The sequence below is a fragment of the Streptomyces cucumeris genome (genome assembly GCF_024295805.1).
Taxonomy (GTDB): Bacteria; Actinomycetota; Actinomycetes; order Streptomycetales; family Streptomycetaceae; genus Streptomyces; species Streptomyces cucumeris.
In genome coordinates this window covers 60,356-86,290 of sequence record NZ_JANCLX010000008.1, presented here as the reverse complement: position 1 = coordinate 86,290, position 25,935 = coordinate 60,356, and the positions used below count along the sequence as shown (strand labels likewise).

At 70.4% G+C, this 25,935-nt stretch carries 19 protein-coding genes and 1 pseudogene; 14 read left to right on the top strand and 6 right to left on the bottom strand.

Annotated features, from left to right (window positions below; all coding sequences use genetic code 11):
- Positions 1 to 30 precede the first annotated feature (30 nt).
- Positions 31 to 3,016: pseudogene (gene uvrA / locus NMK44_RS14535) on the top strand (excinuclease ABC subunit UvrA); the annotation flags it as partial.
- A 40-nt stretch (positions 3,017 to 3,056) separates the two neighbouring features.
- Here uvrA and NMK44_RS14530 read toward each other — a convergent pair.
- Complete coding sequence (locus NMK44_RS14530; RefSeq protein WP_254742836.1) at positions 3,057 to 4,016, bottom strand: carbohydrate kinase family protein; 960 nt, start codon at positions 4,014 to 4,016, stop codon at positions 3,057 to 3,059.
- A 34-nt stretch (positions 4,017 to 4,050) separates the two neighbouring features.
- Complete coding sequence (locus tag NMK44_RS14525) at positions 4,051 to 5,049, bottom strand: LacI family DNA-binding transcriptional regulator (protein ID WP_254742833.1); 999 nt, start codon at positions 5,047 to 5,049, stop codon at positions 4,051 to 4,053.
- A 193-nt stretch (positions 5,050 to 5,242) separates the two neighbouring features.
- Between NMK44_RS14525 and NMK44_RS14520 the strand changes: the two genes are divergently transcribed.
- The 13 genes from NMK44_RS14520 to pgi all read left to right on the top strand — a co-directional run bounded on the left by NMK44_RS14520 (position 5,243) and on the right by pgi (position 21,317).
- Positions 5,243 to 5,668 carry a Rieske (2Fe-2S) protein gene (locus NMK44_RS14520; protein ID WP_254742832.1) on the top strand — a complete coding sequence of 142 codons (426 nt, stop codon included), beginning with the start codon at positions 5,243 to 5,245 and terminating at the stop codon, positions 5,666 to 5,668.
- 117 nt (positions 5,669 to 5,785) lie between these two features.
- A complete protein-coding gene (gene uvrC / locus NMK44_RS14515) occupies positions 5,786 to 7,903 on the top strand; it encodes an excinuclease ABC subunit UvrC (RefSeq protein ID WP_302888206.1) in 2,118 nt (705 codons plus the stop codon).
- Between the two features lie 14 nt (positions 7,904 to 7,917).
- On the top strand, positions 7,918 to 8,856 hold the full coding sequence (gene rapZ / locus NMK44_RS14505; RefSeq protein ID WP_254743371.1) for an RNase adapter RapZ: 939 nt from the start codon (positions 7,918 to 7,920) through the stop codon (positions 8,854 to 8,856).
- Positions 8,857 to 8,858: 2 nt separating this feature from the next.
- Positions 8,859 to 9,872 carry a gluconeogenesis factor YvcK family protein gene (locus NMK44_RS14500; RefSeq protein WP_254743369.1) on the top strand — a complete coding sequence of 338 codons (1,014 nt, stop codon included), beginning with the start codon at positions 8,859 to 8,861 and terminating at the stop codon, positions 9,870 to 9,872.
- Positions 9,863 to 10,852, top strand: a complete 990-nt coding sequence (whiA, locus tag NMK44_RS14495; protein ID WP_176183588.1) for a DNA-binding protein WhiA — start codon at positions 9,863 to 9,865, stop codon at positions 10,850 to 10,852. Before NMK44_RS14500 ends, whiA begins: the two co-directional genes overlap by 10 nt.
- A gap of 183 nt (positions 10,853 to 11,035) precedes the next feature.
- On the top strand, positions 11,036 to 13,999 hold the full coding sequence (locus NMK44_RS14490; RefSeq protein ID WP_254742831.1) for a M14 family metallopeptidase: 2,964 nt from the start codon (positions 11,036 to 11,038) through the stop codon (positions 13,997 to 13,999).
- A gap of 172 nt (positions 14,000 to 14,171) precedes the next feature.
- Entirely contained in the window at positions 14,172 to 15,176 is a 1,005-nt protein-coding gene (gap, locus tag NMK44_RS14485) for a type I glyceraldehyde-3-phosphate dehydrogenase (RefSeq protein ID WP_254742828.1), read from the top strand.
- Positions 15,177 to 15,260: 84 nt separating this feature from the next.
- Entirely contained in the window at positions 15,261 to 16,463 is a 1,203-nt protein-coding gene (locus NMK44_RS14480) for a phosphoglycerate kinase (RefSeq protein WP_254742825.1), read from the top strand.
- Between the two features lie 6 nt (positions 16,464 to 16,469).
- Positions 16,470 to 17,246: a triose-phosphate isomerase gene (gene tpiA, locus NMK44_RS14475; RefSeq protein WP_254742823.1), complete on the top strand. Its 777-nt coding sequence runs from the start codon at positions 16,470 to 16,472 to the stop codon at positions 17,244 to 17,246.
- Between the two features lie 112 nt (positions 17,247 to 17,358).
- A complete protein-coding gene (gene secG, locus NMK44_RS14470; protein WP_201874267.1) occupies positions 17,359 to 17,586 on the top strand; it encodes a preprotein translocase subunit SecG in 228 nt (75 codons plus the stop codon).
- Positions 17,587 to 17,836: 250 nt separating this feature from the next.
- Positions 17,837 to 18,172: an RNA polymerase-binding protein RbpA gene (locus tag NMK44_RS14465; RefSeq protein WP_308358464.1), complete on the top strand. Its 336-nt coding sequence runs from the start codon at positions 17,837 to 17,839 to the stop codon at positions 18,170 to 18,172.
- A 189-nt stretch (positions 18,173 to 18,361) separates the two neighbouring features.
- Entirely contained in the window at positions 18,362 to 19,612 is a 1,251-nt protein-coding gene (locus NMK44_RS14460; RefSeq protein ID WP_254742817.1) for an MFS transporter, read from the top strand.
- A 52-nt stretch (positions 19,613 to 19,664) separates the two neighbouring features.
- Positions 19,665 to 21,317 (top strand): glucose-6-phosphate isomerase, encoded by a 1,653-nt coding sequence (gene pgi / locus NMK44_RS14455; RefSeq protein ID WP_254743367.1) that lies wholly within the window; start codon positions 19,665 to 19,667, stop codon positions 21,315 to 21,317.
- Between the two features lie 88 nt (positions 21,318 to 21,405).
- Here the strand turns inward: pgi and pgl are convergent, their stop codons facing one another.
- Genes pgl through tal form a run of 4 tightly spaced genes read right to left on the bottom strand, consistent with a single transcriptional unit; the run spans position 21,406 to position 25,898 of the window.
- Positions 21,406 to 22,188, bottom strand: coding sequence for a 6-phosphogluconolactonase (pgl, locus tag NMK44_RS14450; RefSeq protein ID WP_254742814.1), 783 nt, complete (start codon positions 22,186 to 22,188; stop codon positions 21,406 to 21,408).
- Positions 22,185 to 23,252: a glucose-6-phosphate dehydrogenase assembly protein OpcA gene (gene opcA, locus NMK44_RS14445; protein ID WP_254742811.1), complete on the bottom strand. Its 1,068-nt coding sequence runs from the start codon at positions 23,250 to 23,252 to the stop codon at positions 22,185 to 22,187. Before opcA ends, pgl begins: the two co-directional genes overlap by 4 nt.
- Positions 23,249 to 24,775 carry a glucose-6-phosphate dehydrogenase gene (gene zwf, locus NMK44_RS14440; RefSeq protein ID WP_254742808.1) on the bottom strand — a complete coding sequence of 509 codons (1,527 nt, stop codon included), beginning with the start codon at positions 24,773 to 24,775 and terminating at the stop codon, positions 23,249 to 23,251. The genes opcA and zwf overlap by 4 nt, the downstream gene beginning before the upstream one ends.
- A gap of 4 nt (positions 24,776 to 24,779) precedes the next feature.
- Positions 24,780 to 25,898 (bottom strand): transaldolase, encoded by a 1,119-nt coding sequence (gene tal / locus NMK44_RS14435; protein WP_254742805.1) that lies wholly within the window; start codon positions 25,896 to 25,898, stop codon positions 24,780 to 24,782.
- Between the last annotated feature and the right edge of the window lie 37 nt (positions 25,899 to 25,935).

Below are 25,935 nucleotides of genomic sequence, written 5' to 3'. Positions count from 1 at the left end.
CCACCTCTCTCAAGAAAGGTGCCGACCGGCGTGGCCGACCGTCTCATCGTCCGTGGCGCTCGCGAGCACAATCTCAAGAACGTCTCGCTCGACCTCCCGCGTGATTCCCTCATCGTCTTCACCGGACTCTCCGGGTCGGGCAAGTCGTCCCTCGCGTTCGACACGATCTTCGCCGAGGGGCAGCGCCGCTACGTCGAGTCGCTCTCCTCCTACGCCCGCCAGTTCCTGGGCCAGATGGACAAGCCCGATGTGGACTTCATCGAGGGTCTCTCCCCGGCGGTCTCCATCGACCAGAAGTCCACCTCGCGCAATCCGCGCTCCACGGTCGGCACCATCACCGAGGTCTATGACTACCTCCGGCTGCTGTTCGCCCGGATCGGCAAGCCGCACTGCCCCGAGTGCTCCCGCCCGATCGCCCGGCAGTCGCCGCAGGCGATCGTGGACCGGGTGCTGGAGCTGCCCGAGGGCAGCCGTTTCCAGGTGCTCTCCCCGCTGGTGCGCGAGCGCAAGGGCGAGTTCGTCGACCTCTTCTCCGACCTCCAGTCCAAGGGGTACAGCCGGGCCCGGGTGGACGGCACCACCGTTCAGCTCACCGACCCGCCCAAGCTGAAGAAGCAGGAGAAGCACACCATCGAGGTGGTCATCGACCGCCTCACCGTCAAGGACAGCGCCAAGCGGCGGCTCACGGACTCGGTGGAGACCGCGCTCGGGCTCTCCGGCGGCATGGTCATCCTCGATTTCGTGGATCTCGACGAGGACGATCCGCAGCGTGAGCGGATGTTCTCGGAGCACCTCTACTGCCCGTATGACGACCTGTCCTTCGAAGAGCTGGAGCCGCGCTCCTTCTCGTTCAACTCACCGTTCGGCGCCTGCCCGGAGTGCACCGGTATCGGCACCCGGATGGAGGTCGACCCCGAGCTGATCGTCCCGGACGAGGAGAAGTCGCTCGACGAGGGCGCCATCCACCCCTGGTCCCACGGGCACACCAAGGACTACTTCGGACGGCTGGTCGGCGCGCTCGCCGACGCGCTGGGCTTCCGCACCGACATCCCCTGGGCCGGGCTGCCGCAGCGCGCCAGGAAGGCGCTGCTCAACGGGCACAAGACACAGATCGAGGTGCGCTATCGCAATCGCTACGGCCGTCAGCGCGCCTACACCACCGCCTTCGAGGGGGCGGTGCCCTTCGTCAAGCGGCGCCACTCGGAGGCGGAGAGCGACTCCAGCCGGGAGCGCTTCGAGGGCTATATGCGCGAGGTGCCCTGCCCGACCTGTGAGGGCACCCGGCTGAAGCCGATCGTCCTCGCGGTCACCGTGCAGGGCCGGTCCATCGCGGAGGTCTCCGCGATGTCGATCAGCGACTGCGCCGAGTTCCTGCGGAACATGAAGCTGACCGCCCGTGAGAAGACCATCGCCGAGCGGGTCCTCAAGGAGGTCAACGAGCGGCTGCGGTTCCTGGTCGACGTCGGTCTGGACTACCTGTCGCTCAACCGCGCGGCGGGCACCCTCTCCGGCGGCGAGGCCCAGCGCATCCGGCTGGCCACCCAGATCGGCTCCGGTCTGGTCGGTGTGCTCTATGTGCTGGACGAGCCGTCGATCGGTCTCCACCAGCGCGACAACCACCGGCTGATCGAGACGCTGGTGCGGCTGCGCGACCTCGGCAACACGCTGATCGTGGTGGAGCACGACGAGGACACCATCAAGACCTCGGACTGGGTGGTGGACATCGGCCCCGGTGCCGGTGAGCACGGCGGCAAGGTGGTCCACAGCGGACCGCTGAGCGAGCTGCTGGTCAACGAGGAGTCGATGACCGGGCACTATCTGTCCGGCAAGAAGGCCATCCCGCTGCCCACGACGCGGCGGCCGATGGACCCCAAGCGGCGGCTGACCGTCCACGGTGCCCGGGAGAACAACCTCCAGGACATCGATGTGTCCTTCCCGCTCGGGGTGCTCACCGCGGTCACCGGTGTCTCGGGCTCGGGTAAGTCCACCCTGGTCAATGACATCCTCTACACCCATCTCGCCCGTGAGCTGAACGGTGCGCGGGCGGTCCCCGGGCGTCACACCCGGGTCGCCGGTGATGACCTGGTGGACAAGGTGGTGCATGTCGACCAGTCGCCGATCGGCCGTACCCCGCGGTCCAACCCGGCCACCTACACCGGTGTCTTCGACCATGTGCGCAAGCTGTTCGCCGAGACGATGGAGGCGAAGGTGCGCGGCTATCTGCCGGGCCGCTTCTCCTTCAACGTCAAGGGCGGCCGCTGCGAGAACTGCTCCGGTGACGGCACCATCAAGATCGAGATGAACTTCCTGCCGGATGTGTATGTGCCGTGCGAGGTCTGCCACGGCGCGCGCTACAACCGGGAGACCCTGGAGGTGCACTACAAGGGCAAGTCCATCGCCGAGGTGCTGGACATGCCGATCGAGGAGGCGCTCGACTTCTTCGAGGCGGTGCCCACGATCAGCCGTCATCTGCGCACGCTCAACGAGGTGGGGCTCGGCTACGTCCGGCTCGGACAGCCCGCGCCCACCCTCTCCGGCGGTGAGGCCCAGCGGGTCAAGCTGGCCAGCGAGCTCCAGAAGCGGTCCACCGGGCGCACGGTCTATGTTCTCGACGAGCCGACCACCGGTCTGCACTTCGAGGACATCAGCAAGCTGATCAGCGTGCTCTCCGGACTGGTCGACAAGGGCAACACGGTGATCGTCATCGAGCACAACCTCGATGTGATCAAGACGGCCGACTGGGTCGTGGACATGGGTCCCGAGGGCGGCAGCGGTGGTGGTCTGGTGATCGCCGAGGGCACCCCGGAGAACGTGGCCTCCGTCCCGGCCAGCCACACCGGGAAGTTCCTGCGGGACATGCTGGGCGACCGGGTGAGCGACGCGGCGGTGCCCGCGGCGCGCAACGGCGGTCAGAACAGCGGTGCCACGAGGAAGACCGCGGCGAAGAAGGCACCCGCCAAGGCGGCGGCCAAGAAGACCGCGGCGAAGAAGACCGCGGCGCAGAAGACCGCCACGGCCGTTGGACAGCGGAGCCCCGGCGGGACGGCTCCCGGGCGTCAGCCCAGCTCGGCGGCGTACGGCGGTTCGGCCCCCGCGCGTGAGCAGGTGAGCGCGGCAGCCCGGGCCGCGAAACCCAGCACATCCCGCCAGACCGCCTTGTCCAGCGTGGCCAGCGCGGACGCCGACAGCGCGTCATGCGCCGCGAGCCGGTGCAGCAGCGCGGCGTTCACGGTGTCGCCCGCGCCGATGGTGTCCACGATCTCCACCCGCTCACCCGGCACCGCACAGCCACCGCCGTCCCGGAGCCGCACACTCATCCCGTCCCCGCCCCGGGTGAGCACCACCGCGGCCGGACCCGCCGCCAGCCACTCGGCTATGGCCTGGTCCAGGTCAGCGGAGTCCGCCAGCCAGAGAGCGTCCTCGACCGACAGCTTCAGCAGCCCGACATACGGCAGCCAGCCACGGAAGCGGGCCCGGTAGGCATCCGGGTCCGCGATCAGTCCGGTGCGGATATTGGGGTCCAGCGCGGTGAACACCCCGCGCCCCGCCTCACGCCGCAGCAGCGCCTCATACGCGCCCGCGCCCGGCTCCAGCACCAGCGAACAGGTGCCCAGCGACAGGGCGGTGACCCCGTCGGGCAGCGCCCCGGGCAGCTCGAACAGCCGGTCCGCGGTGCCCTCCACATAGAAGCCGTAGCCCGCCGAACCATCCGGGCCGATCGAGGCGACCGCGAGGGTGGTGGGCTCCGCGCCGCGCTGCACCAGCGCGGTGTCCACCCCGTCCGCCCGCAGCCCGGCCAGCAGCGCCTCGCCGAAGCCGTCGGTGGACACCCGTGAGCAGAACGCGGTGGGCGAGCCCAGCCGCGCCAGCGCCATCGCGGTGTTGTACGGGCCGCCACCGCGCCGGGGCAGCAGCGCGGGCAGCTCACCGCCGGGCGGTGCCGTACCCCCCGCCGCGCCACCGGGCGCACCACCGGGCACGAGGTCGATCAGGGCTTCTCCGGCGACGACGATCACGGGTCGGATCCTTTCCTGGTGCGGACCGGGGGTTTCAGGCGGCACAGCCGCAGGAGGTGCGATGGACGAAGGAACAGGGCAGCCGGACGGTCCGGGGCGCCCGGTCGGGGTCCGCCAGCCGGTCGAGCAGCAGCTCCAGCGCGGTACTGCCGATCTCCCGGCTGGGCTGGGCGATGGCGGTCAGCCCGGGGGAGAACACATCGGCCCAGGTGAAGTCGTCGAAGCAGACGAGCGCGAGATCGTCCGGGACGGCCAGCCCCGCCGACCGCAGGGCGCGCAGCGCGCCGATGGTCATGGTGTTGTTCGCGGTGATGACCGCGGTGGGCGGCCGGGGGAGGGCGAGCAGCCGGTGGGTGGCCTCCTCGGCGCCCTGGGCCTCGGAGTGGCCGCCGGCCAGCAGTTCGGCGGTGAACGGCAGCCCGCGCGCGTCCAGCCCGGCCCGGTACCCGGCGATCCGCTCGGCGCTGGTGCTCAGCCCCGGTTCCCCGGCGACCAGCCCGATCCGGGTGTGGCCGAGGTCGGCGAGATGGTGCACCAACTGCTCGACGGGGGCGGTGTTCTCGGCGCACACCTGGTCATGGCCGTCGCCCACCAGCCGGTCGAGGAAGACCGCGGGCACCTCGTGTCGGCTCAGATAGTCCACCAGCGCCGACGGTTCCGCGGACGGCGCCACGATCACCCCGTCCACCCGCCGCTCGTGGAGCAGTTGGACCACCGTGCGCTCATGCGCGGGGTCGTCATGCGGATCGGCGATCAGCAGGCTGTAGCCGTGGGCGAGGGCACGGGCCTCGACGCCCTGGAGGATCTCGGTGAAGTACGGATTGCTGATCGCCGAGACGGCCAGTCCGATCGACCGGGTGCGCGCGGTGACCAGGGAGCGCGCGAGGGTGTTCGGGGTGTAGCCGAGGGCGTCAATGGCGTCCAGCACCGCCTGGCGGGTGTCCGGGCGCACCGGCCGGGTCGCATTCAGCACATGCGAGACGGTCGCCACGGACACGCCCGCACGCCGGGCCACATCCGCCATGGTCGTCATCCGCTGTCCCTCTCTCCGCTCCCGGTCCCGGTCCCAGCCGCCCTGCCGGGGGAACGTACACCACGGCAGGGTGCGACGTAAACGTTTGCGCAAGCGTTTACGTCCCAGGCGCCGCCACGGGCGACCGCGGTGCGGGGCGGAGGGATCTGTGCCGGTATCGTCGTGGTGCCACGACCCTCACCAGGAGCCCGCCATGAGCAGCCAGCCCGCATCCCGACGAACCGTGCTGTGCGGAGCGGCGCTGGCCGGTGCCGCGGGCCTCGGGGTCACCGCCTGCTCCGCGGGCGGCGGCGGTACGAAGGCCCCCGTCACCCCCACCGCCCCCGTCGATCTCGGTGCGGCCGACGCCGTCCCGGCCGGCGGCAGCAAGCTCTACCGCGAGGACCGGCTGGTGGTCGCCCGGGACGCGGACGGTGCGTACACGGCGTTCAGCGCGGTGTGCACACACGCCGGATGCGTCGTGGACGCGGTCGAGGGCAACAAGATCAGCTGCTCCTGCCACGGCAGTGAGTTCGATGCCAGGACCGGCAAGGTCCTCCAGGGTCCTGCCACCCAGCCGCTGCCCTCCGTCCCGGTCAGGGCCAAGGGCGGAAAGCTGGTCGCGGGCCCGGACGCCTGAGTTCCACCGGCCGTACGCCCCGCGCTTGCGGTACGCCCCCGCGGCCGTGGCCGCTGCCCCTGGACCCACCGCCCGAGGGCGCCGGAACTGTCACTCCCCGCAAGTAGGGTGGTGACCATGGCCGACCCGAGCAGTTACCGCCCCAAGCCGGGACAGATCCCCGACTCGCCGGGGGTCTACAAGTTCCGCGATGAGCACGGCCGGGTGATCTACGTCGGAAAGGCGAAGAGCCTGCGCCAGCGGCTCTCGTCGTACTTCCAGGACCTCGCCAACCTCCATCCGCGCACCCGCACCATGGTGACCACGGCCGCGGCGGTGGAGTGGACGGTGGTCTCCACCGAGGTCGAGGCGCTCCAGCTCGAGTATTCGTGGATCAAGGAGTTCGATCCCCGGTTCAACGTCAAATACCGTGACGACAAGAGCTATCCGTCCCTCGCGGTCACCCTCAACGAGGAGTTCCCCCGGGTCCAGGTCATGCGCGGTCCCAAGAAGAAGGGCGTGCGCTATTTCGGTCCGTACGCCCATGCCTGGGCCATCCGCGAGACCGTCGATCTGATGCTGCGGGTGTTCCCCGTCCGGACCTGCTCCGCGGGGGTGTTCAAGCGGTCCGCCCAGATCGGCCGCCCCTGTCTGCTGGGTTACATCGGCAAGTGCTCGGCCCCCTGCGTCGGCCGGGTCACCGCCGATGAGCACCGTGAACTGGCCGAGGAGTTCTGCGACTTCATGGCCGGGCGCACCGGCGCCTATCTGCGCCGCCTGGAGCAGCGGATGCAGGAGGCGGCCGAGGACATGGAGTACGAGAAGGCCGCCCGGCTGCGGGACGACATAGGGGCGCTCAAGCGCGCCATGGAGAAGAACGCGGTGGTGCTCGCCGACGCCACCGACGCCGATCTGATAGCGGTGGCCGAGGACGAGCTGGAGGCGGCCGTCCAGATCTTCCATGTGCGCGGCGGCCGGGTGCGCGGTCAGCGCGGCTGGGTCACCGACAAGGTCGAGGCCGTGGACACCGCGGACCTCGTCGAGCACGCCCTGCAGCAGCTCTACGGCGAGGAGCGGGGTGACGCGGTGCCCAAGGAGGTGCTGGTGCCCGCGGTGCCGGAGCCCGCCGAACCGGTCGCCCAGTGGCTCAGCGAGCGCCGGGGCTCCCGGGTCGATCTGCGCATCCCGCAGCGCGGTGACAAGAAGGATCTGATGACCACCGTGCAGCGGAACGCCCAGCAGGCGCTGGCGCTGCACAAGACCAAGCGGGCCTCGGATCTGACCACCCGTTCGCGGGCGCTGGAGGAGATCGCGGGCGCCTTGGAGCTGGACTCCGCGCCGCTGCGCATCGAATGCTTCGACATCTCCCACCTCCAGGGCGATGACGTGGTGGCGTCCATGGTGGTCTTTGAAGACGGGCTCGCCCGGAAGAGTGAGTACCGCCGCTTCCAGATCAAGAGCTTCGCCGGGCAGGACGACGTGCGCTCGATGCACGAGGTGGTCGGCCGCCGCTTCCGCCGCTACCTCCAGGAGAAGCAGCGCACGGGGGAGTGGGAGGAGGAGCCCCGCGAGGAGCCCGCCGCCGGGGAGCCCCCCGCCGACGGCCTCGCCGCCGGGGAGCCCCTGGCCGACGGCCCCGCCTCCGAGGCCCCCGCCCTCGCCCCGGACGACGCCGGGGAGTCCTCCGGCCCCCTCGACGACAGCGGCCGCCCCAAGCGGTTCGCCTACCCCCCGCAGCTCGTCGTGGTCGACGGCGGTCAGCCGCAGGTCGCCGCCGCCCAGCGGGCCCTGTCCGAGCTGGGCATCGACGATGTGGCCGTCTGCGGCCTCGCCAAGCGGCTGGAGGAGGTCTGGGTGCCGGGCGAGGACGACCCGGTGGTCCTGCCCCGCAGCAGCGAGGGGCTCTATCTGCTCCAGCGGATCCGTGACGAGGCCCACCGCTTCGCCATCACCTACCAGCGCAGCAAACGGGCCAAGTCCCTGCGGGCCGGTCCGCTGGACGCCGTACCGGGGCTCGGCGAGAGCCGCAAGCAGGCCCTGCTGAAGCACTTCGGGTCCCTCAAACGGCTGCGCGCCGCCACCATCGAGCAGATCTGCGAAGTGCCCGGCGTGGGCCGCAAGACGGCGGAGACGGTGGCCGCCGCCCTCACCCGGGCGGCCCCGGCCGCCCCGGCGGTGAACACCGCCACAGGAGAGATCATTGAGGACGAGGCCGCGAACGCGGCGCCGTCAGCGAATCGGGGGACGGGATCATGACAGAGCGCGAGAGCATGACAGAGCACGAGAACCACGGAGACGGAGCGCAGGTGAAGACGGGCACGACGGGAGAGGGCAGCGCCGAGGCGACGGCCATCCCCGAGCTGGTGATCATCTCTGGAATGTCCGGTGCTGGCCGCAGCACCGCCGCCAAGTGTCTGGAGGACCTCGGCTGGTTCGTCGTGGACAACCTGCCGCCCGCCCTCATCCCGACCATGGTGGACCTCGGCGCCCGCTCCCAGGGCAATGTGGCCCGGATCGCCGTGGTGGTGGACGTCCGCGGCCGCCGCTTCTTCGACAACCTCCGGGAGTCCCTCGCGGACCTGGCCGCCAAGAACGTCAAGCGGCGCGTGCTGTTCCTGGAGGCGTCCGACGAGGCGCTGGTGCGCCGGTTCGAATCGGTGCGCCGTCCGCACCCCCTCCAGGGGGACGGCCGGATCGTGGACGGTATCGCCGCCGAGCGCGATCTGCTGCGTGAGCTGCGCGGGGACGCCGATCTGGTGATCGACACCTCCAGCCTCAACGTGCACGAGCTGCGCGCCAAGATGGACGCCCAGTTCGCGGGCGAGGAGGAGCCCGAGCTGCGGGCCACCGTGATGTCCTTCGGCTACAAGTACGGGCTGCCCGTCGACGCCGACCTGGTGGTGGACTGCCGCTTCCTGCCCAATCCGCACTGGGTCCCCGAGCTGCGCCCCTTCACCGGGCTCAACGAGGAGGTCTCCGGCTATGTGTTCAACCAGCCGGGCGCCAAGGAGTTCCTCGACCGCTACGCCGAGCTGCTCCAGCTCATCGCCGCGGGCTACCGCCGTGAGGGCAAGCGCTATGTGACCATCGCCATCGGCTGCACCGGCGGCAAGCACCGCAGTGTGGCGATGTCCGAGCGGCTCGCCCCCCGGCTGGCCGCCGAGGGCGTCGAGACCGTGATCGTCCACCGTGACATGGGGCGCGAGTGACGATGCGGACCAGGCGGCTGCGACGGCTGGTCGGCGCCCGTACGCCCCGGGGCGCCCAGCCCAAGGTCGTGGCGCTCGGCGGCGGGATGGGCCTGTCCGCGTCGCTCGCCGCGCTGCGCCGGATCACCGGGGACCTCACCGCGGTCGTCACCGTCGCCGACGACGGGGGCTCCAGCGGACGCCTCCGCGATGAGCTCGGGGTACTGCCGCCCGGCGATCTGCGCAAGGCGCTGGCCGCGCTGTGCGGCGACGACGACTGGGGCCAGACCTGGGCCCGGGTGATCCAGCACCGCTTCATCAGCGAGGGCGAGCTGCATGACCACGCGGTCGGCAATCTGCTGATCGTCGCCCTCTGGGAGCAGCTCGGCGACCATGTGAAGGCGCTGGACCTGGTGGGCAAGCTGCTGGGCGCGCAGGGCCGGGTGCTGCCGATGTCGGCCGTGCCGCTGGAGCTCCAGGCGTATGTGCGCGGTCATGATCCGGCGCGCCCGGAGGAGGTCTCCACGGTCGCGGGGCAGGCGACCGTGGCGCTCACCCCGGGCGAGGTCCAGTCGGTGCACCTGGTGCCGCACGACCCGCCCGCCGTGCCCGAGGCCGTCGAGGCGGTCATGGACGCCGACTGGGTGGTCCTGGGACCCGGATCCTGGTTCTCCTCGGTCATCCCCCATCTGCTGGTACCGGACCTGCTCCAGGCGCTCACCGACACCAAGGCGCGCCGGGTGCTCTCGCTGAACCTCGCCCCCCAGCCGGGCGAAACCGATGGCTTCTCCCCGCAGCGTCATTTGGAGGTTTTGGCCCGACACGCCCCTAAACTCGCCTTCGACGTGGTGCTGGCCGACGAGGCCGCCGTTCCCGACCAGAGCAGTCTGTGCGACGCCGCGAAGCGGCTGGGCGGCACGGTCGAGCTTGCGCCGGTGGCCGCGACCGACGGTGCCCCGAAGCATGACCCGGAGCTTCTGGCGGCCGCGTACGACCGTATTTTTCGGATGCATGGAAGGATCGGCCCATGGCGATGACGGCAGCGGTGAAGGATGAAATCTCCCGGCTCCCCGTCACCCGGACCTGCTGCCGGAAAGCGGAGGTCTCGGCGATCCTGCGGTTCGCGGGCGGTCTGCACCTGGTCAGCGGGCGCATCGTGATCGAGGCGGAGCTGGACACGGGGATCGCCGCCCGCCGGGTCCGCAAGGACATCCTGGAGATCTTCGGCCACTCCTCCGATCTGGTGGTGATGGCCCCGGGGGGCCTGCGCCGCGGCAGCCGGTACGTGGTGCGGGTGGTGGCGGGCGGTGACCAGCTGGCCCGGCAGACCGGCCTGGTCGACGGCCGCGGCCGGCCGATCCGTGGGCTGCCGCCGCAGGTCGTCTCCGGTGCCACCTGCGACGCCGAGGCCGCCTGGCGCGGGGCCTTCCTCGCCCACGGCTCGCTCACCGAACCGGGCCGCTCCTCCTCCCTGGAGGTGACCTGCCCCGGTCCGGAGGCCGCCCTGGCCCTCGTCGGCGCCGCCCGCCGGCTCCAGATCGCGGCCAAGGCCCGCGAGGTCCGCGGAGTGGACCGGGTCGTCGTCCGGGACGGTGACGCCATCGGCGCGCTGTTGACGCGGCTGGGGGCGCATGAGTCGGTGCTCGCCTGGGAGGAGCGGCGGATGCGCCGCGAGGTCCGGGCCACCGCCAACCGGCTGGCCAACTTCGACGACGCCAATCTGCGCCGCTCCGCCCGTGCCGCCGTCGCCGCCGGGGCCCGGGTGCAGCGCGCCCTGGAGATTCTCGGCGAGGAGGTGCCCGAGCACCTCGCCGCCGCCGGCCGGCTGCGTATGGAGCACAAGCAGGCGTCGCTGGAGGAGCTGGGCGCCCTCGCCGATCCGCCGCTGACCAAGGACGCGGTCGCGGGCCGGATCCGCAGGCTGCTGGCCATGGCCGACAAGCGCGCCCAGGACCTGGGCATCCCCGGCACCGAGTCGAGCCTGACCGATGAGATGGCCGAGGGCATGGTCGGCTGACGGAGGCTCAGCCCGCGTCACCCGGCCGTCATGACGGCCGCCCCCGGACCCCGAGCGGGCCCGGGGGAACGCTTCACCACCCCGCCGTCGAACCTTCATCCCCACTGTTGACATGGCCATGAGCCGACATCAGTCTTAGCGCCTGCGCAACCCATATGCGTCGGACGACAGCCAGGGGGGCTCATGCACAGACGCAAGGCGAGACCGATCAGATCGCTTGTCGCGGTGGCTTCACTGCTCCTGGGGGGACTGGCCGCGGCACCCGCGGCGCAGGCACGGCCCACCGCGGACGCCCCGGCCGACGGACTCTCCGTCTGGACGGCCGAGGTGAGCAAGGACCAGATCCCGCTGCTGCTGCGCTCCGGCGCGGACGGGCATGAACTCGGGCGCCAGGTCCCGGAGAAGGGCCGCGGGACGGTCGAGCTCTATCTCACCGGGAAACAGGCCGCGCAGCTCCGCGGCAAGGGCGTACGGCTCACCGAGAAGAAGGTGTCCGCCCAGGCCCGCAACCGTCTCAAGGCCGCGGGCGACGGGGTGTTCCGCCCCTACAGCGGCGCGGGCGGTCTGAAACAGGAGATCGTCGAGACCGGGCAGGCCCATCGCGGTCTCACCAAGGTCGTCAGCATCGGCAAGACCACCCAGGGCAAGGACATCCTCGCGCTCAAGCTCACCAAGGGCGCGGCCACGTCCAAGGACGGCAGCAAGCCCTCGGTGCTGTACATGTCGAACCAGCACGCCCGGGAGTGGATCACGCCGGAGATGACCCGGCGGCTGATGCACTACTACCTCGACAACTACGGCAAGGACGACCGGGTCACCCGGATCGTGGACCGTACCGAACTGTGGTTCGTGCTCACCGCCAACCCGGACGGCTACGACTTCACCCACCAGAGCCCGGCCAACCGCCAGTGGCGCAAGAACCTGCACGACAACAACGGGGACGGGAAGATCACCCCCGGCGACGGTGTCGACCTCAACCGCAACTTCTCCTACAAGTGGGGCTACGACAACGAGGGTTCCTCGCCGGACCCCGCCGACGAGACCTTCCGCGGTTCCGGCCCCGCCTCCGAACCCGAGACCAAGGCGGTGGACTCCTTCCAGAAGCGCATCGGCTTCGACTACGGCATCAACTACCACTCCGCCGCCGAACTGCTGCTCTACGGCGTCGGCTGGCAGGTCGCCACCCCGACCCCCGACGACGTCCTCTACAAGGCGCTCGCCGGAACCCCGGAGAACTCGGCGATCCCCGGCTACCACCCCCAGGTCTCCTCCGAGCTGTACACCACCAACGGCGAGGCCGACGGACATGCGGCCAACGTCAACAGGATGATGATGTTCACCCCGGAGATGTCGACCTGTCAGACGGCGTCCGGTGTGGACCCCGCCGACCCCTGGAAGCCCGGCGACTGCGCCTCCGTCTTCACCTTTCCGGACGACGAGAAGCTGATCCAGCAGGAGTTCGCCAAGAACGTCCCGTTCGCGCTCTCCGTCGCCGAGAGCGCCGCCCACCCGGACCGGCCCTCCTCGTCCGTGGGCCTGGACGCGCCCGACTTCACCCCGGACGCCTTCACCACCTCCTACGCACGCGGTGGCGACCAGGACGTCTCGGTCACCGTCCGCAAGAGCGTCCGCGACAAGCGGCTGCGCTACCGCGTGGACGGCGGCCGCACCCACACCGCGTCGCTCAAGCCCTGGAAGGGCGGTGAGACCTACGGTGGCGATGACAACATCAAGTTCGACCAGTACCGCGCCACCGTGGAGGGCGCGGACACCGGTGAGAAGGTCGAGGTCTGGTTCACCGGCCGGACGAAGAGCGGCAAGCGGACCGCGAGCGAGCCGTTCACCTACACCGTCGCGCCCCGCCCCCGCGCCGACACCCTCGTGATCGCCGAAGAGGGCGGCAGCGACCCGGCGCGGCACACCGCCGCGTACACCAAGGCGCTCGCGGACAACGGCCGCAAGGCCGCCGTCTGGGACGTCGCCGCCAAGGGCGCGCCCTCGGCGCTCGGTGTGCTCGGCCACTTCCGCACGGTGCTCTGGTACACCGGTGCCCAGCGCCCCGGCGGCCAGACCCTGCTGGCCGTACGCGACTTCCTCAACGAGGGCGGCAAGCTGATCACCACCGGTGAGCGGGCCGGCGGCAGCTCCGAGGTGGGCCCGGCCGACACCGACGACTTCAGTCAGTACTACCTGGGCGCCGACAGCCGGATCACCCTCAAGTCGCCCGGTGCGTACCAGGGCGGCGGCGCGCTCAAGGGCACCGCGGCCACCCTGACCGACGCCCCCGGCAATCCGCTGGACACCGCGGGCGGCTACACCGTCACCTCCGATGTGCTGCCGCCGAAGGAGTTCCCGCAGTTCCGCAGCGCGGGCGGGGGCGAATACCCCGGCGCGCGCTCCCCGTACCAGCCGTACGAGGGGGAGTGGATGGCGGCGGCGGGCCACCATGACAACTCCTGGAAGCGGCTCACCCGCACCGTCGATCTGACCGGGGTGGGCGCGGCCGACAAGCCGGGGCTGACCTTCCGGCTCAGCCATGACACCGAGCCCGGCTACGACCATGTGATCGTCGAGGCGCACACCGCGGGCCAGGACGACTGGACCACGCTGCCCGACGCGTCCGGCGGCAGTTCCACCAAGGTGCCCACCGAGTGCGAGGCGGGCTTCCTGCTCAACCTCCACCCGTTCCTCAAGCACTATCTGACCCCCGGTGACAACGGCTGCCGGGCCACCGGCACCACCGGCGCCTGGAACAGCTTCACCGGCTCCTCCGAGGGCTGGCGGCCGGTCTCGCTCGACCTGAGCGGCTACGCGGGCAAGAAGGTCGAACTGGCGGTCTCCTACGTCACCGATCCGGGCACCGGCGGACGCGGCGCCTTCATCGACGGCACCGCGCTGGTCATCGGCGGCGCCACCCAGGACACCGAGGGGTTCGAGACGGCGCTCGGGCCCTGGTCCGCGGCCGGACCGCCGGACGGCAGTCCGGCCAACCCGGCCCAGTGGACCCGGTCCCAGGAGCTCTTCCACACCTCCGCGGCGGTCACCACCAAGGACACCGTGCTGCTCGGCTTCGGCCTGGAGCATGTGTCCGGCGCGGCTCAGCGGGCGAAGCTCATCGGTGGCGCACTCCGCGCCCTGCGCCGTTGACAGACCGTGACGAATCGTGACTGAATCGGCGGCCCATACCACTTTTCCGTGGTCATGGGCCGCCGATGCCAATGTCACGTACGTCTCGTGATAGCGGTAGGGTCGGAGGCGGTCGGGGACAACCACACAAGCTCGCCGGGAAGCCCGGCAAACCTGACGAGGAGATCGGTTCGTGACGATCCGCGTAGGCATCAACGGCTTCGGTCGCATCGGCCGCAACTACTTCCGCGCACTTCTCGAACAGGGCGCGGACATCGAAATCGTCGGTGTCAACGACCTGACCGACAACGCCACCCTGGTCCACCTGCTGAAGTACGACACCATCCTCGGACGGCTGAAGCACGAGGTCAGCCACACCGAGGACACCATCACGGTGGGCAGCCAGACGTTCAAGACCATGGCCGAGCGTGACCCGGCCGCCCTCCCGTGGGGAGAGCTCGGTGCCGACATCGTCGTCGAGTCCACCGGCATCTTCACCAAGCGTGCGGACGCCGCCAAGCACCTCACCGCCGGCGCCAAGAAGGTGCTGATCTCCGCGCCCGCCAAGGACGAGGACATCACCATCGTGATGGGCGTCAACCAGGACAAGTACGACCCCGCCAAGGACGACGTCATCTCCAACGCCTCGTGCACCACCAACTGTGTGGCGCCGATGGCCAAGGTCCTCGACGAGAACTTCGGCATCGTCAAGGGCATGATGACCACGGTCCACGCCTACACCAACGACCAGCGCATCCTGGACTTCCCGCACAAGGACCTGCGCCGCGCCCGCGCCGCCGCGGAGAACATCATTCCGACCTCCACCGGTGCCGCCAAGGCCACCGCGCTGGTCCTGCCGCAGCTCAAGGGCAAGCTGGACGGCATCGCGATGCGTGTCCCGGTCCCGACCGGCTCGGTCACCGACCTCGTCCTCGAACTCGACCGCGAGGTCACCAAGGACGAGATCAACACCGCCTTCCAGAAGGCCGCCGAGGGACAGCTCAAGGGCATCCTTGAGTACACCGAGGACCCGATCGTCTCCTCGGACATCGTCAACTGGCCGGCCTCGTGCACCTTCGACTCCTCGCTGACCATGGTCCAGGGCAAGCAGGTCAAGGTTGTCGGCTGGTACGACAACGAGTGGGGCTACTCCAACCGCCTGGTCGACCTGACCGTTTTCGTCGGCGGCAAGCTCTGACGCTGTCGCGATGAGCGAGGAAAGGGGCCCGCTACGACGCCGCCGTCGCAGCGGGCCCCTTCCACATGATCAAGGAGCCATTCTGTGAAGACGATTGACGATCTCCAGGTCGCCGGACAGCGGGTGTTCGTCCGCGCCGACCTGAACGTCCCGCTCGACGGCGAGACGATCACCGACGACGGCCGGATCCGGGCCGCCGTCCCGACGATCACCAAGCTCCTGGACCGGGGCGCCAAGGTCATCGTCGCCTCGCACCTCGGCCGCCCCAAGGGCGCGCCCGACCCGCAGTACTCGCTGGCCCCGGTGGCCCGGCGGCTCGGTGAACTGCTCGGCAAGCCGGTCGCCTTCGCGACCGACACCGTGGACGACAGCGCGCGCGCCACCGTCGGAGGGCTCGCCGACGGCCAGGTCGCGCTGCTGGAGAACCTGCGCTTCAACGCCGGTGAGACCAGCAAGGACGACGCCGAGCGCGGCGCCTTCGCCGACCGGCTCGCGGAGCTGGCCGACCTCTATGTGGGCGACGGCTTCGGCGCGGTGCACCGCAAGCACGCCTCCGTCTACGACCTCCCGGCGCGGCTGCCGCACGCCGCGGGCGACCTGATCGCCGCCGAGCTGACCGTGCTGAAGAAGCTCACCGAGGACGTCAAGCGGCCGTACGCGGTGGTCCTCGGCGGTGCCAAGGTCTCCGACAAGCTGGGTGTGATCGACCACCTGCTGGAGAAGGCCGACCGCATCCTGATCGGCGGCGGTATGGCGTACACCTTCCTCAAGGCCCAGGGCCACGAGGTCGGCGGCTCGCTGCTCCAAGAGGACCAGGTCCCGGTGGTGCGCGAGTATCTGCGCCGCGCCGAGGAGCGCGGTGTGGAGTTCGTGCTCCCGGTCGACGTCCTGGCCGCCGCCGGGTTCCCCGACCTGAAGACGAAGGCCCCGGCCGACCCCGAGGTGCTGGCCGCCGACGCCATCCCGGCCGACCGGCAGGGCCTGGACATCGGCCCGGAGACCCGCAAGCTCTACGCGGCCAAGCTGGCCGACACCGCCACCGTCTTCTGGAACGGACCGATGGGTGTCTTCGAGCACCCCGACTACGCCGACGGCACCAGGGCCGTCGCCCAGGCCCTGCTCGACAGCCCCGCCTTCACCGTGGTCGGCGGCGGCGACTCGGCAGCGGCCGTCCGCATCCTGGGATTCGACGAATCCGCTTTCGGCCATATCTCGACCGGCGGCGGCGCAAGCCTCGAATACCTCGAGGGCAAGACTCTCCCCGGCCTCGCCGCACTGGAGGACTGAAATACCGTGAGTGACCGTATTCCGCTGATGGCGGGCAACTGGAAGATGAACCTCAACCACCTTGAGGCCATCGCCCACGTCCAGAAGCTCGCCTTCGCCCTCGCCGACAAGGACTATGAGGCCGTCGAGGTCGCGGTCCTGCCGCCCTTCACCGACCTCCGCTCGGTGCAGACGCTGGTCGACGGCGACCGGCTGAAGATCAAGTACGGTGCCCAGGACGTGTCCGAGCACGACTCCGGCGCCTACACCGGCGAGATCTCCGGCGCCATGCTCGCCAAGCTGAACTGCGCGTTCGCCGTGGTGGGCCACTCCGAGCGGCGCCAGTACCACGATGAGACCGACGAGATCTGCAACCGCAAGGTCAAGGCGGCCTTCCGGCACGGTCTCACCCCGATCCTCTGTGTCGGGGAGGGCCTGGAGATCCGCAAGGCGGGCAACCAGGTCGCGCACACCCTCGCGCAGCTCGACGGCGGGCTCGCCGACATCCCGGCCGAGGAGGCCGAGACGATCGTGATCGCCTACGAGCCGGTCTGGGCGATCGGCACCGGCGAGGTGGCGACCCCCGAGGACGCCCAGGAGGTCTGCGGGGCCATCCGCGCCCGGCTGGCCGAGCTCTACAGCCAGGAGCTGGCCGACAAGGTCCGGATCCAGTACGGCGGCTCGGTGAAGTCCGGGAACGTCGCCGCGATCATGGCCCAGCCGGATGTGGACGGCGCCCTGGTCGGCGGTGCCGCGCTGGACGCCGAGGAATTCGTCAAGATCGTTCGTTTCCGCGACCAGTGAGTATGCCGTAGCGCACGGGTCGTCGTACCCTGTCGGGGGTCGTGGTGGTGCGATCGCGCCATCCGGCCCCCGACGTCCGTAACTGCCCGAGAGAGTTGGTCCAGCTGTGATCATGGGGTTCTCGATCGCCCTCATCATCTTCAGCCTTTTGATGATGATGCTGGTGCTCATGCACAAGGGGAAGGGCGGCGGCCTGTCCGATATGTTCGGTGGCGGGATGCAGTCCTCGGTGGGCGGCTCCTCGGTCGCCGAGCGCAACCTCGACCGGATCACCATTGTGGTCGGTCTGCTGTGGTTCGTCTGCATTGTCGTCCTCGGTCTCCTGATGAAGCTGGACTGAGGCTCGACCCGAGCTCGACCGGGGCCCGGCGGGGCCTTCGGTCATGGGTCGTCCAGCCGTCGACGGGCATCCGATAACTGACGTTCCGTCCGTCAGCGGGCCGGTGGCGGCTTATCATGAGGGTGGCGTCCTGGGTGGCGGGTGTAACTCCTCTCACTGGACGCGCGTTGGGCCTTACGTAGACTGGGGCGCCGGGCGGCGAAGCCGGCCATCGATGCTTCGCGGCACCATCACGCAGGGAGTTACGACCGTGGCAAGTGGCAACGCGATCCGTGGAAGTCGGGTCGGAGCGGGGCCGATGGGAGAAGCCGAGCGAGGCGAATCGGCTCCGCGCCTGCGCATCTCCTTCTGGTGCTCGAACGGGCACGAGACTCAGCCGAGCTTCGCCAGCGACGCGCAGGTCCCCGAGACCTGGGACTGCCCGCGGTGCGGCTTCCCCGCAGGCAAGGACCGGGACAACCCGCCGGACCCGCCGCGCACCGAGCCGTACAAGACGCATCTGGCGTATGTGCGGGAGCGGCGCAGCGACGCCGACGGCGAGGCGATCCTCGCCGAGGCGCTGGCCAAGCTCCGGGGCGAGATCTAGGCGGCACGCCGAACCGAGCAGCGCGTACGACGGCCCGGCCGGGCACCCTCCGAGGGGGTGCGCGGCCGGGCCGTTGTCCATAGGTCCGGAGGTCCGGCTCGGAGCCGTTGTCAGTGGCCGGGGCTACGGTCGTGGGGTGCTGATTCACGGGGGTGCGGCCGGGGCGCCGGCCATGGGGGAGGAGCGCCGATGAGCGCGCTGGAGGCCGGGGAGCGCGCGGGGGCGCGGGGCGGCGGGAAACCGGCGGCGCCCGCCTGGCGCGGGGGGTTCGGGCGGCTGTGGACGGCCGCCGTGGTCTCCCGCTTCGGGGACGCGCTGCGCGGGGCCGCGCTGCCGCTGCTGGCGGTCTCCCTGACCGACTCACCGGTGCTGGTGTCCCTGGTGACCGCCTGCGGTTTTCTGCCCTGGCTGCTGTTCGGGCTGATCGGCGGGGCCATCGCGGACCGGGTCGACCAGCGGCGGGCGATGTGGGCGGTGGACGCGGTCCGGGCGGCCCTGATGGCGGGGTTCGCGGTGGCCGTCTGGCAGGGCCACGCCACGATCGGGCTGCTGCTCGCCCTCGGCTTCGCCCTGACCACCCTCCAGACCCTCTTCGACAACGCCGCCACCGCGCTGCTGCCGTCGGTGGTGGGCCAGGAGGCGCTGGGCCGGGCCAATGCCCGGCTGATGACCGGGCAGGAGGTGATGGGCCGGTTCGTGGGCGCCCCGCTGCTGCCGGTGCTGCTGGGGCTCGGCGCCGCGGTGCCGTTCTGGGCGGACGCGGCCACCTATCTGCTGGCCGCCCTCCTGGTCGCCTCGCTCGGAGTGACGGCCCCCGAGCGCGCCCCGCGCCCGGCGGGCCGCACCCTCCGCCAGGACATCGCCGAGGGCGTCCGGCTGCTGTGGCGGGACCGGGTGCTGAGGTCGCTGTGCGGCTGCACCATGCTGGTCAACATCGGTATCGGCGGGCTCATCGCCACCCTGGTGCTCATCGTCACCGGCTGGCTGGGCGCGGGGACCACCGGCTATGCCGTGGTGGTGACCGTCTACGGGATCGGCAGTGTCACCGGCGGGCTGGCGGCCGGATGGCTCACCGACCGGCTGGGCCGGGTCCGTTCCCTGCTGGTGTGCGGGATGGCGCAGCTCGCCGCCCTGGTCGCGCTGGGCACGGTCCGCAGTCTGCCGGTGGCCGTCGCCGCCATGGGCCTGTTCGGCTTCTCCGGAATGATCTGGAACGTCACCGAGGTGACGATGATGCAGCAGCGCAGCCCGGCCGAGATGCTGGGCCGGGTGAGCGCCGCGTTCCGCACCCTGACCACCGCCGGGGCCCCGCTGGGCGCCCTGCTCGGCGGGGTGATCGCCGCGGCCTGGGGGCTGAACGCCCCGGCGCTGGCGGCCGCCGCACTGTTCGCCTGCGGTCTGGTGGCCCTCGTTCCGGGATTGCGCTCCGGCATCAATTAGGTTGGTGGCCGGCGGGGTACAGGCACCGACGAGAAGTGGGCTGATGTCCGAGATGAACGCAGAAGGCCGCGGCAGGCTCGACCAGCTGCCCGAGTGGCAGGCGCTGGTCGCACACCGCAAGGAGCTCGGTGACGCGCAGCTTCGCGAGCTGTTCGCAGGCGACCCCGAGCGGGGTCGCAGGCTCACCCTCCAGGTCGGCGATCTCCATCTGGACTACTCCAAGCACCTGGTCACCGATGAGACCCTGCGGCTGCTGCGCGAACTGGCCCGCGCCACCGAGGTGGCCGAGCTGCGCGATGCGATGTTCCGCGGCCAGAAGATCAACACCACCGAGAACCGGGCAGTGCTGCACACCGCGCTGCGGGCACCCCGCTCCGCCGTCATCTCGGTGGACGGCAAGGACGTCGTCCCGGATGTGCACGCGGTGCTCGCCAAGATGGCCGTCTTCACCGACCGGGTCCGTTCCGGTGACTGGACCGGTCACACCGGCAAGCGCATCAGGAACGTCGTCAACATCGGTATCGGCGGCTCGGATCTGGGCCCGGCCATGGCGTTCGAGGCGCTGCGCGCCTACACCGACCGTTCGCTGACGTTCCGGTTCGTCTCCAACGTGGACGGCGCCGACCTCCATGAGGCGGTGCGTGATCTGGACCCGGCCGAGACGCTGTTCATCGTCGCGTCCAAGACGTTCACCACCATCGAGACCATCACCAACGCCACGTCCGCCCGCGCATGGCTGCTGGACGGTCTGGGCGCCGGTCCGGAGGCCGTCGCCAAGCACTTCGTGGCGCTGTCGACCAACGCGGAGAAGGTCTCCGCATTCGGTATCGACACGGCCAACATGTTCGAGTTCTGGGACTGGGTCGGCGGGCGCTACTCCTACCCCTCGGCGATCGGCCTCTCCCTGATGATCGCCATCGGCCCGGACCACTTCCGCGAGATGCTCGCCGGATTCCATCTGGTCGACGAGCACTTCACCTCGGCCCCGCCGGAGGAGAACGCACCGCTGCTGATGGGCCTGCTGGGCATCTGGTACGACAACTTCCACGATGCCCAGTCCCACGCCGTCCTGCCCTACAGCCACTACCTGTCCAAGTTCACCGCCTACCTCCAGCAACTGGACATGGAGTCCAACGGCAAGTCGGTGGACCGCGAGGGCGAGCCGGTCGGCTGGCAGACCGGTCCGGTGGTCTGGGGCACCCCCGGCACCAATGGACAGCACGCCTACTACCAGTTGCTCCACCAGGGCACCAAGCTGATCCCCGCCGATCTGATCGGCTTCGCCCGGCCGGTGGAGGACCTGGAGCCCGGCCTGGTCGCCCAGCACGACCTGCTGATGGCCAACCTCTTCGCCCAGGGCCAGGCGCTGGCCTTCGGCAAGACCCCGGAGGAGGTCGCCGCGGAGGGAGTGCCCGCGGAGCTGGTGCCGCACAAGACCTTCCGCGGCAACCGCCCCACCACCACGATCCTGGCCTCCGAGCTGACCCCCTCGGTGCTCGGCCAGCTCGTCGCCCTCTACGAGCACAAGGTGTTCGTCCAGGGCGCCGTGTGGAACATCGACTCCTTCGACCAGTGGGGCGTGGAGCTCGGCAAGGTGCTCGCCAAGCGGGTCGAGCCCGCCCTCACCGAGGGCGCGAAGGTCGAGGGACTCGACACCTCCACCGAGCAGCTCGTCGCCACCTACCGGGCGCTGCGCGGCCGTTGAGCCCCCGGGTCCGCCCCTGAGATACAGCGATCCCCCGTGGCGCCGGGCGCCACGGGGGATCGCTGGTGGAAGCGTCGGATGACGCGTGCTACGGCGAGGCCGGGGGATACAGCTCGCGCGGCAGCCCGGCCGCCGCGGCCCGGTCCAGCAGCCACAGCGTGCGGCTGCGGCCGTACGCACCCGCCGCCGGGGCCTGGAGCTCCCCGGCGCCCGACAGTGCGATGGTCACCGCCTTCGCCTTGTCCTCACCGGCCGCCAGCAGCCACACCTCCCGTGCCGCGCGGATCGCGGGCAGGGTCAGCGTGATCCGGGTGGGCGGCGGCTTGGGCGCGCCACGCACCCCGACCACCGTCCGCTCGGTCTCCCGCACGGCGGGCAGCTCGGGGAAGAGCGAGGCCACATGGGTGTCCGGGCCGACACCCAGCAGCAGGACGTCGAAGGACGGCACCGCGCCGTGGTTCTCCGGCCGCGCGGCCCGGCCCAGTTCGGCGGCGTACGCCTCGGCCGCCGCGTCCACATCGCCGCCGTGCGGACCGTCGGACGGGGGCATGGCGTGCATCCGCGCCGGGTCCAGCGGCACCGCGTCCAGCAGCGCGTCCCGGGCCTGGGTGACATTGCGGTCCGGATGGCCCTCCGGCAGGAAGCGCTCATCGCCCCACCACAGGTCCAGTCGGGACCAGTCCACCGCATCGCGCGCGGGGGAGGAGGCGAGCGCGGTCAGCAGGCCGTTGCCGTTGCGGCCGCCGGTGAGGACCACCGACGCGGAGCCGCGGGCGGCCTGGGCGTCCACGATCTTCGTGAGCAGCCGGGCCGCCGCGGCCTGGGCCATCAGCTCCTTGTCGCGGTGGACGACGACCTGCGGAGCTGTCATGCGTCCGCCGCCTTGCCCTCGGTCTTGCCCTCGGGCTTGTGCTTCGGCGGCGCCGGAACCGGACGGGCCTGGCCGTTGCTGTTGCCGTTGCCGTCAGCCGCACCGGGCTTGGGCGCCGACGCATGGGTCGCGGTGGCGGCCTTGCCCAGCTTGCTCACTCCGTACTTCACTGCCGAGGCGTACATCTCGTCCGGGTCCAGCCGGCGCAGCTCCTCGGCGATCAGCTCCGACATCTCCCGCCGCTGGAGCGCCACATGACGGTCCGGCTGCCCCGGCATCGCCAGCTCGGCCAGCGAACCGTTGGCCCGGTCCAGGCAGATCACCCCGTCGGCGGTCTCCAGCCGGACCGCGGTCAGCCCGGGGCCGTCCGAGACCTGGCGGTCCACCGGCACCCGCAGCCGCTCGGCGAGCCAGAGCGCGAGCAGCTCACTGCTCGGGTTGTACGCCTCGCCCTCCACGGTCGCGGAGGTGATCGGGGAGTGCTTCTGGTCCAGCGCGGCCGCGAGCACACTGCGCCACGGGGTGATCCGCGTCCAGGCCAGATCGGTGTCGCCCGGCGTGTAGGTCTCGGCCCGCATCCCGAGCGTGGCGACCGGGTCCTCGGTGGCCTGGGCGTCGGTGATCCGGCGCTGTGCGAGCTGGCCGAGCAGGTCCTCGCTGGGGTTCTCCGGGGCGTCCTCGGGCCACCACACCACCACCGGGGCGTCCGGCAGCAGCAGCGGCAGCACCACCGAATGGGCGTGGTTGGCCAGTTCGCCGTGGAGCCGCAGCAGCACCGTCTCACCGGTGCCGGTCTCCCCGCCGATCCGCACCTCGGCGTCCAGCCGGGCCATCTTGCGGTCCCGGGGCGAACGCCCCGGGCGCTTGATGACGACCAGGTTGCGCGACGGATGCTCCTTGGACGCCTCGCTGGCCGCCTTGAGGGCGTCGTAGTGATTGCCCTCGTCGGTCACGATCACCAGGGTCAGCACCATGCCCGTGGCGGGGGTGCCGGCGGACCGGCGCGCCTGGACCAGGGCGGAGTTGACCCGGGCGGACGTGGTGTCCGTGAGATCGATGTTCATGGCCGCCGCCAGCTCCGTCCGTCTCGTGCGAGCATCTCGTCCGCGGCCTTCGGACCCCAGGTCCCGGCCGTGTACTGCTCGGGCTTGCCGTGCTTGTCCCAGTACGCCTCGATCGGGTCGAGGATCCGCCAGGACTGCTCCACCTCCTGATGACGGGGGAAGAGGTTGGCGTCGCCGAGCAGCACATCGAGCAGCAGCCGCTCGTACGCCTCGGGGCTGGATTCGGTGAAGGACTCGCCGTAGGCGAAGTCCATCGTCACGTCCCGGATCTCCATGGAGGTGCCGGGCACCTTGGAGCCGAACCTGATGGTGATGCCCTCATCCGGCTGCACCCGGATGACCAGGGCGTTCTGCCCCAGCTCCTGGGTGTCGGTGGTGCCGAACGGGGAGTGCGGGGCGCGCTGGAAGACCACGGCGATCTCGGTGACCCGCCGCCCCAGCCGCTTGCCGGTGCGCAGGTAGAAGGGGACGCCCGCCCAGCGGCGGTTGTCGATCTCCAGCTTGATCGCGGCGAAGGTGTCGGTCTTGGAGTGCGGGTCGATGCCCTCCTCCTCCAGGTAGCCGAGCACCTCCTCGCCGCCCTGCCAGCCGTGTGCGTACTGACCGCGCACGGTGTGCTTGCCCAGCTCCCGGGGGAGCTTGACGGCCCTGAGCGCCTTGAGCTTCTCGGTGACCAGCGCGTCCGCCTCGAAGGAGGCGGGCTCCTCCATGGCGGTCAGGGCGAGGAGCTGGAGCAGGTGGTTCTGGATGACGTCACGGGCGGAGCCGATGCCGTCGTAGTAGCCCGCGCGGCCGCCGATGCCGATGTCCTCGGCCATGGTGATCTGGACATGGTCCACATAGCTGCGGTTCCAGATCGGCTCGAACATCGTGTTGGCGAAGCGCAGCGCCAGGATGTTCTGGACCGTCTCCTTGCCCAGGTAGTGGTCGATCCGGAAGACGTCGCTGGGCCGGAAGACCTCGTGGACGACCTGGTTGAGCTCCTGTGCGCTCTTCAGGTCGTGGCCGAAGGGCTTCTCGATGACCGCGCGGCGCCAGGAGTCGCCCTGTCCGTCGGACAGCCCGTGCTTCTTGAGCTGCTGCACCACGGTGGGGAAGAACTTCGGCGGTACGGACAGGTAGAACGCGAAGTTGCCGCCGGTACCGCGGGCCTTGTCCAGCTCCTCTATGGTCGACCGCAGCGTCTTGAACGCCTCGTCGTCGGAGAAGTCGCCGGGCACGAAGCGGAAGCCTTCGGCGAGCTGCTGCCAGACCTCCTCGCGGAACGGGGTCCGCGCATGCTCCTTGACGGCGTCATGGACGACCTGCGCGAAGTCCTCGTGCTCCCAGTCGCGGCGGGCGAAGCCGACGAGCGAGAAGCCCGGCGGCAGCAGTCCGCGATTGGCCAGGTCGTACACGGCCGGCATCAGCTTTTTCCGGGACAAATCGCCCGTGACGCCGAAGATGACCAGGCCGGACGGCCCCGCGATACGCGGGAGCCGCCGGTCCCTCGGGTCACGCAGCGGATTGCTGCTGGTGGTCAAGGTGTCACGCCTCCGACGGTGCGAGACGGTTGAGCTCCGCCTCCGTGGACTTCAGCAGGTCGTTCCAGGACGACTCGAACTTCTCGACGCCCTCGTCCTCCAGGAGCTGTACGACCTCGTCGTACGAGATCCCGATACCGGCCAGCGCCTCGATGTCGGCCTTGGCCTGCTCGTAGGTGCCGCGCACGGTGTCGCCGGTGATCTGACCGTGGTCGGCCACCGCGTCCAGGGTGGCCTCCGGCATGGTGTTCACCGTGCCGGGGGCGACCAGCTCGTCCACGTACAGCGTGTCCTTGTACGCCGGGTCCTTGACGCCGGTCGAGGCCCACAGCGGACGCTGCTTGTTGGCGTTCGCCCGGTCCAGGGCGGCCCAGCGGTCGGAGCTGAAGACCTCCTCGAACGCCTCGTAGGCGAGGCGGGCGTTGGCCAGGGCGGCCTTGCCGCGCAGTGCCTTGGCCTCGTCGGTGCCCAGCTTGTCGATCCGCTTGTCGATCTCGGTGTCCACGCGGGAGACGAAGAAGGACGCGACCGAGTGGATCTTGGACAGGTCGAGACCCGCGGCCTTGGCCTTCTCCAGACCGGCCAGGAACGCGTCCATGACCGCGCGGTAGCGCTCCAGGGAGAAGATCAGCGTGACATTGACGCTGATGCCGAGACCGATCACCTCGGTGATCGCCGGGAGCCCCGCCTTGGTGGCCGGGATCTTGATGAAGGTGTTGGGCCGGTCCACCAGCCACGCAAGCTGCTTGGCCTCGGCGATGGTGGCCGCCGTGTTGTGCGCCAGCCGCGGGTCGACCTCGATGGAGACCCGGCCGTCCTGGCCGCCGGTGGCGTCGTACACCGGGCGCAGGATGTCGGCGGCGTCCCGGACGTCCGCCGTGGTGATCATGCGGACCGCTTCCTCGACGGTGACCTTGCGGGCCGCGAGATCGGCGACCTGCTGCTCATAGCCGTCGCCGCCGGAGATCGCCTTCTGGAAGATCGACGGGTTGGTGGTGACACCGACGACATGCTGCTGGTCGATCAGTTCGGCCAGGTTGCCGGACGTGATCCGCTTGCGCGAGAGGTCGTCGAGCCAGATCGCGACGCCTTCGTCGGCCAGCCGCTTCAGTGCGTCTGTCATGAGTTATGTCTCCTACTCGTCGCTACTAGTCAAGCCG

Bases quoted from the DNA above. Each gene is read 5' to 3' on its own strand.
- NMK44_RS14525 (WP_254742833.1), bottom strand. From the start codon at position 5,049: ATGACGACCATGGCGGATGTGGCCCGGCGTGCGGGCGTGTCCGTGGCG.
- NMK44_RS14520 (WP_254742832.1), top strand. From the start codon at position 5,243: ATGAGCAGCCAGCCCGCATCCCGACGAACCGTGCTGTGCGGAGCGGCG.
- uvrC (WP_302888206.1), top strand. From the start codon at position 5,786: ATGGCCGACCCGAGCAGTTACCGCCCCAAGCCGGGACAGATCCCCGAC.
- rapZ (WP_254743371.1), top strand. From the start codon at position 7,918: ATGACAGAGCACGAGAACCACGGAGACGGAGCGCAGGTGAAGACGGGC.
- NMK44_RS14500 (WP_254743369.1), top strand. From the start codon at position 8,859: ATGCGGACCAGGCGGCTGCGACGGCTGGTCGGCGCCCGTACGCCCCGG.
- whiA (WP_176183588.1), top strand. From the start codon at position 9,863: ATGGCGATGACGGCAGCGGTGAAGGATGAAATCTCCCGGCTCCCCGTC.
- NMK44_RS14490 (WP_254742831.1), top strand. From the start codon at position 11,036: ATGCACAGACGCAAGGCGAGACCGATCAGATCGCTTGTCGCGGTGGCT.
- secG (WP_201874267.1), top strand. From the start codon at position 17,359: ATGGGGTTCTCGATCGCCCTCATCATCTTCAGCCTTTTGATGATGATG.
- NMK44_RS14460 (WP_254742817.1), top strand. From the start codon at position 18,362: ATGAGCGCGCTGGAGGCCGGGGAGCGCGCGGGGGCGCGGGGCGGCGGG.
- pgi (WP_254743367.1), top strand. From the start codon at position 19,665: ATGAACGCAGAAGGCCGCGGCAGGCTCGACCAGCTGCCCGAGTGGCAG.
- pgl (WP_254742814.1), bottom strand. From the start codon at position 22,188: ATGACAGCTCCGCAGGTCGTCGTCCACCGCGACAAGGAGCTGATGGCC.
- opcA (WP_254742811.1), bottom strand. From the start codon at position 23,252: ATGAACATCGATCTCACGGACACCACGTCCGCCCGGGTCAACTCCGCC.
- tal (WP_254742805.1), bottom strand. From the start codon at position 25,898: ATGACAGACGCACTGAAGCGGCTGGCCGACGAAGGCGTCGCGATCTGG.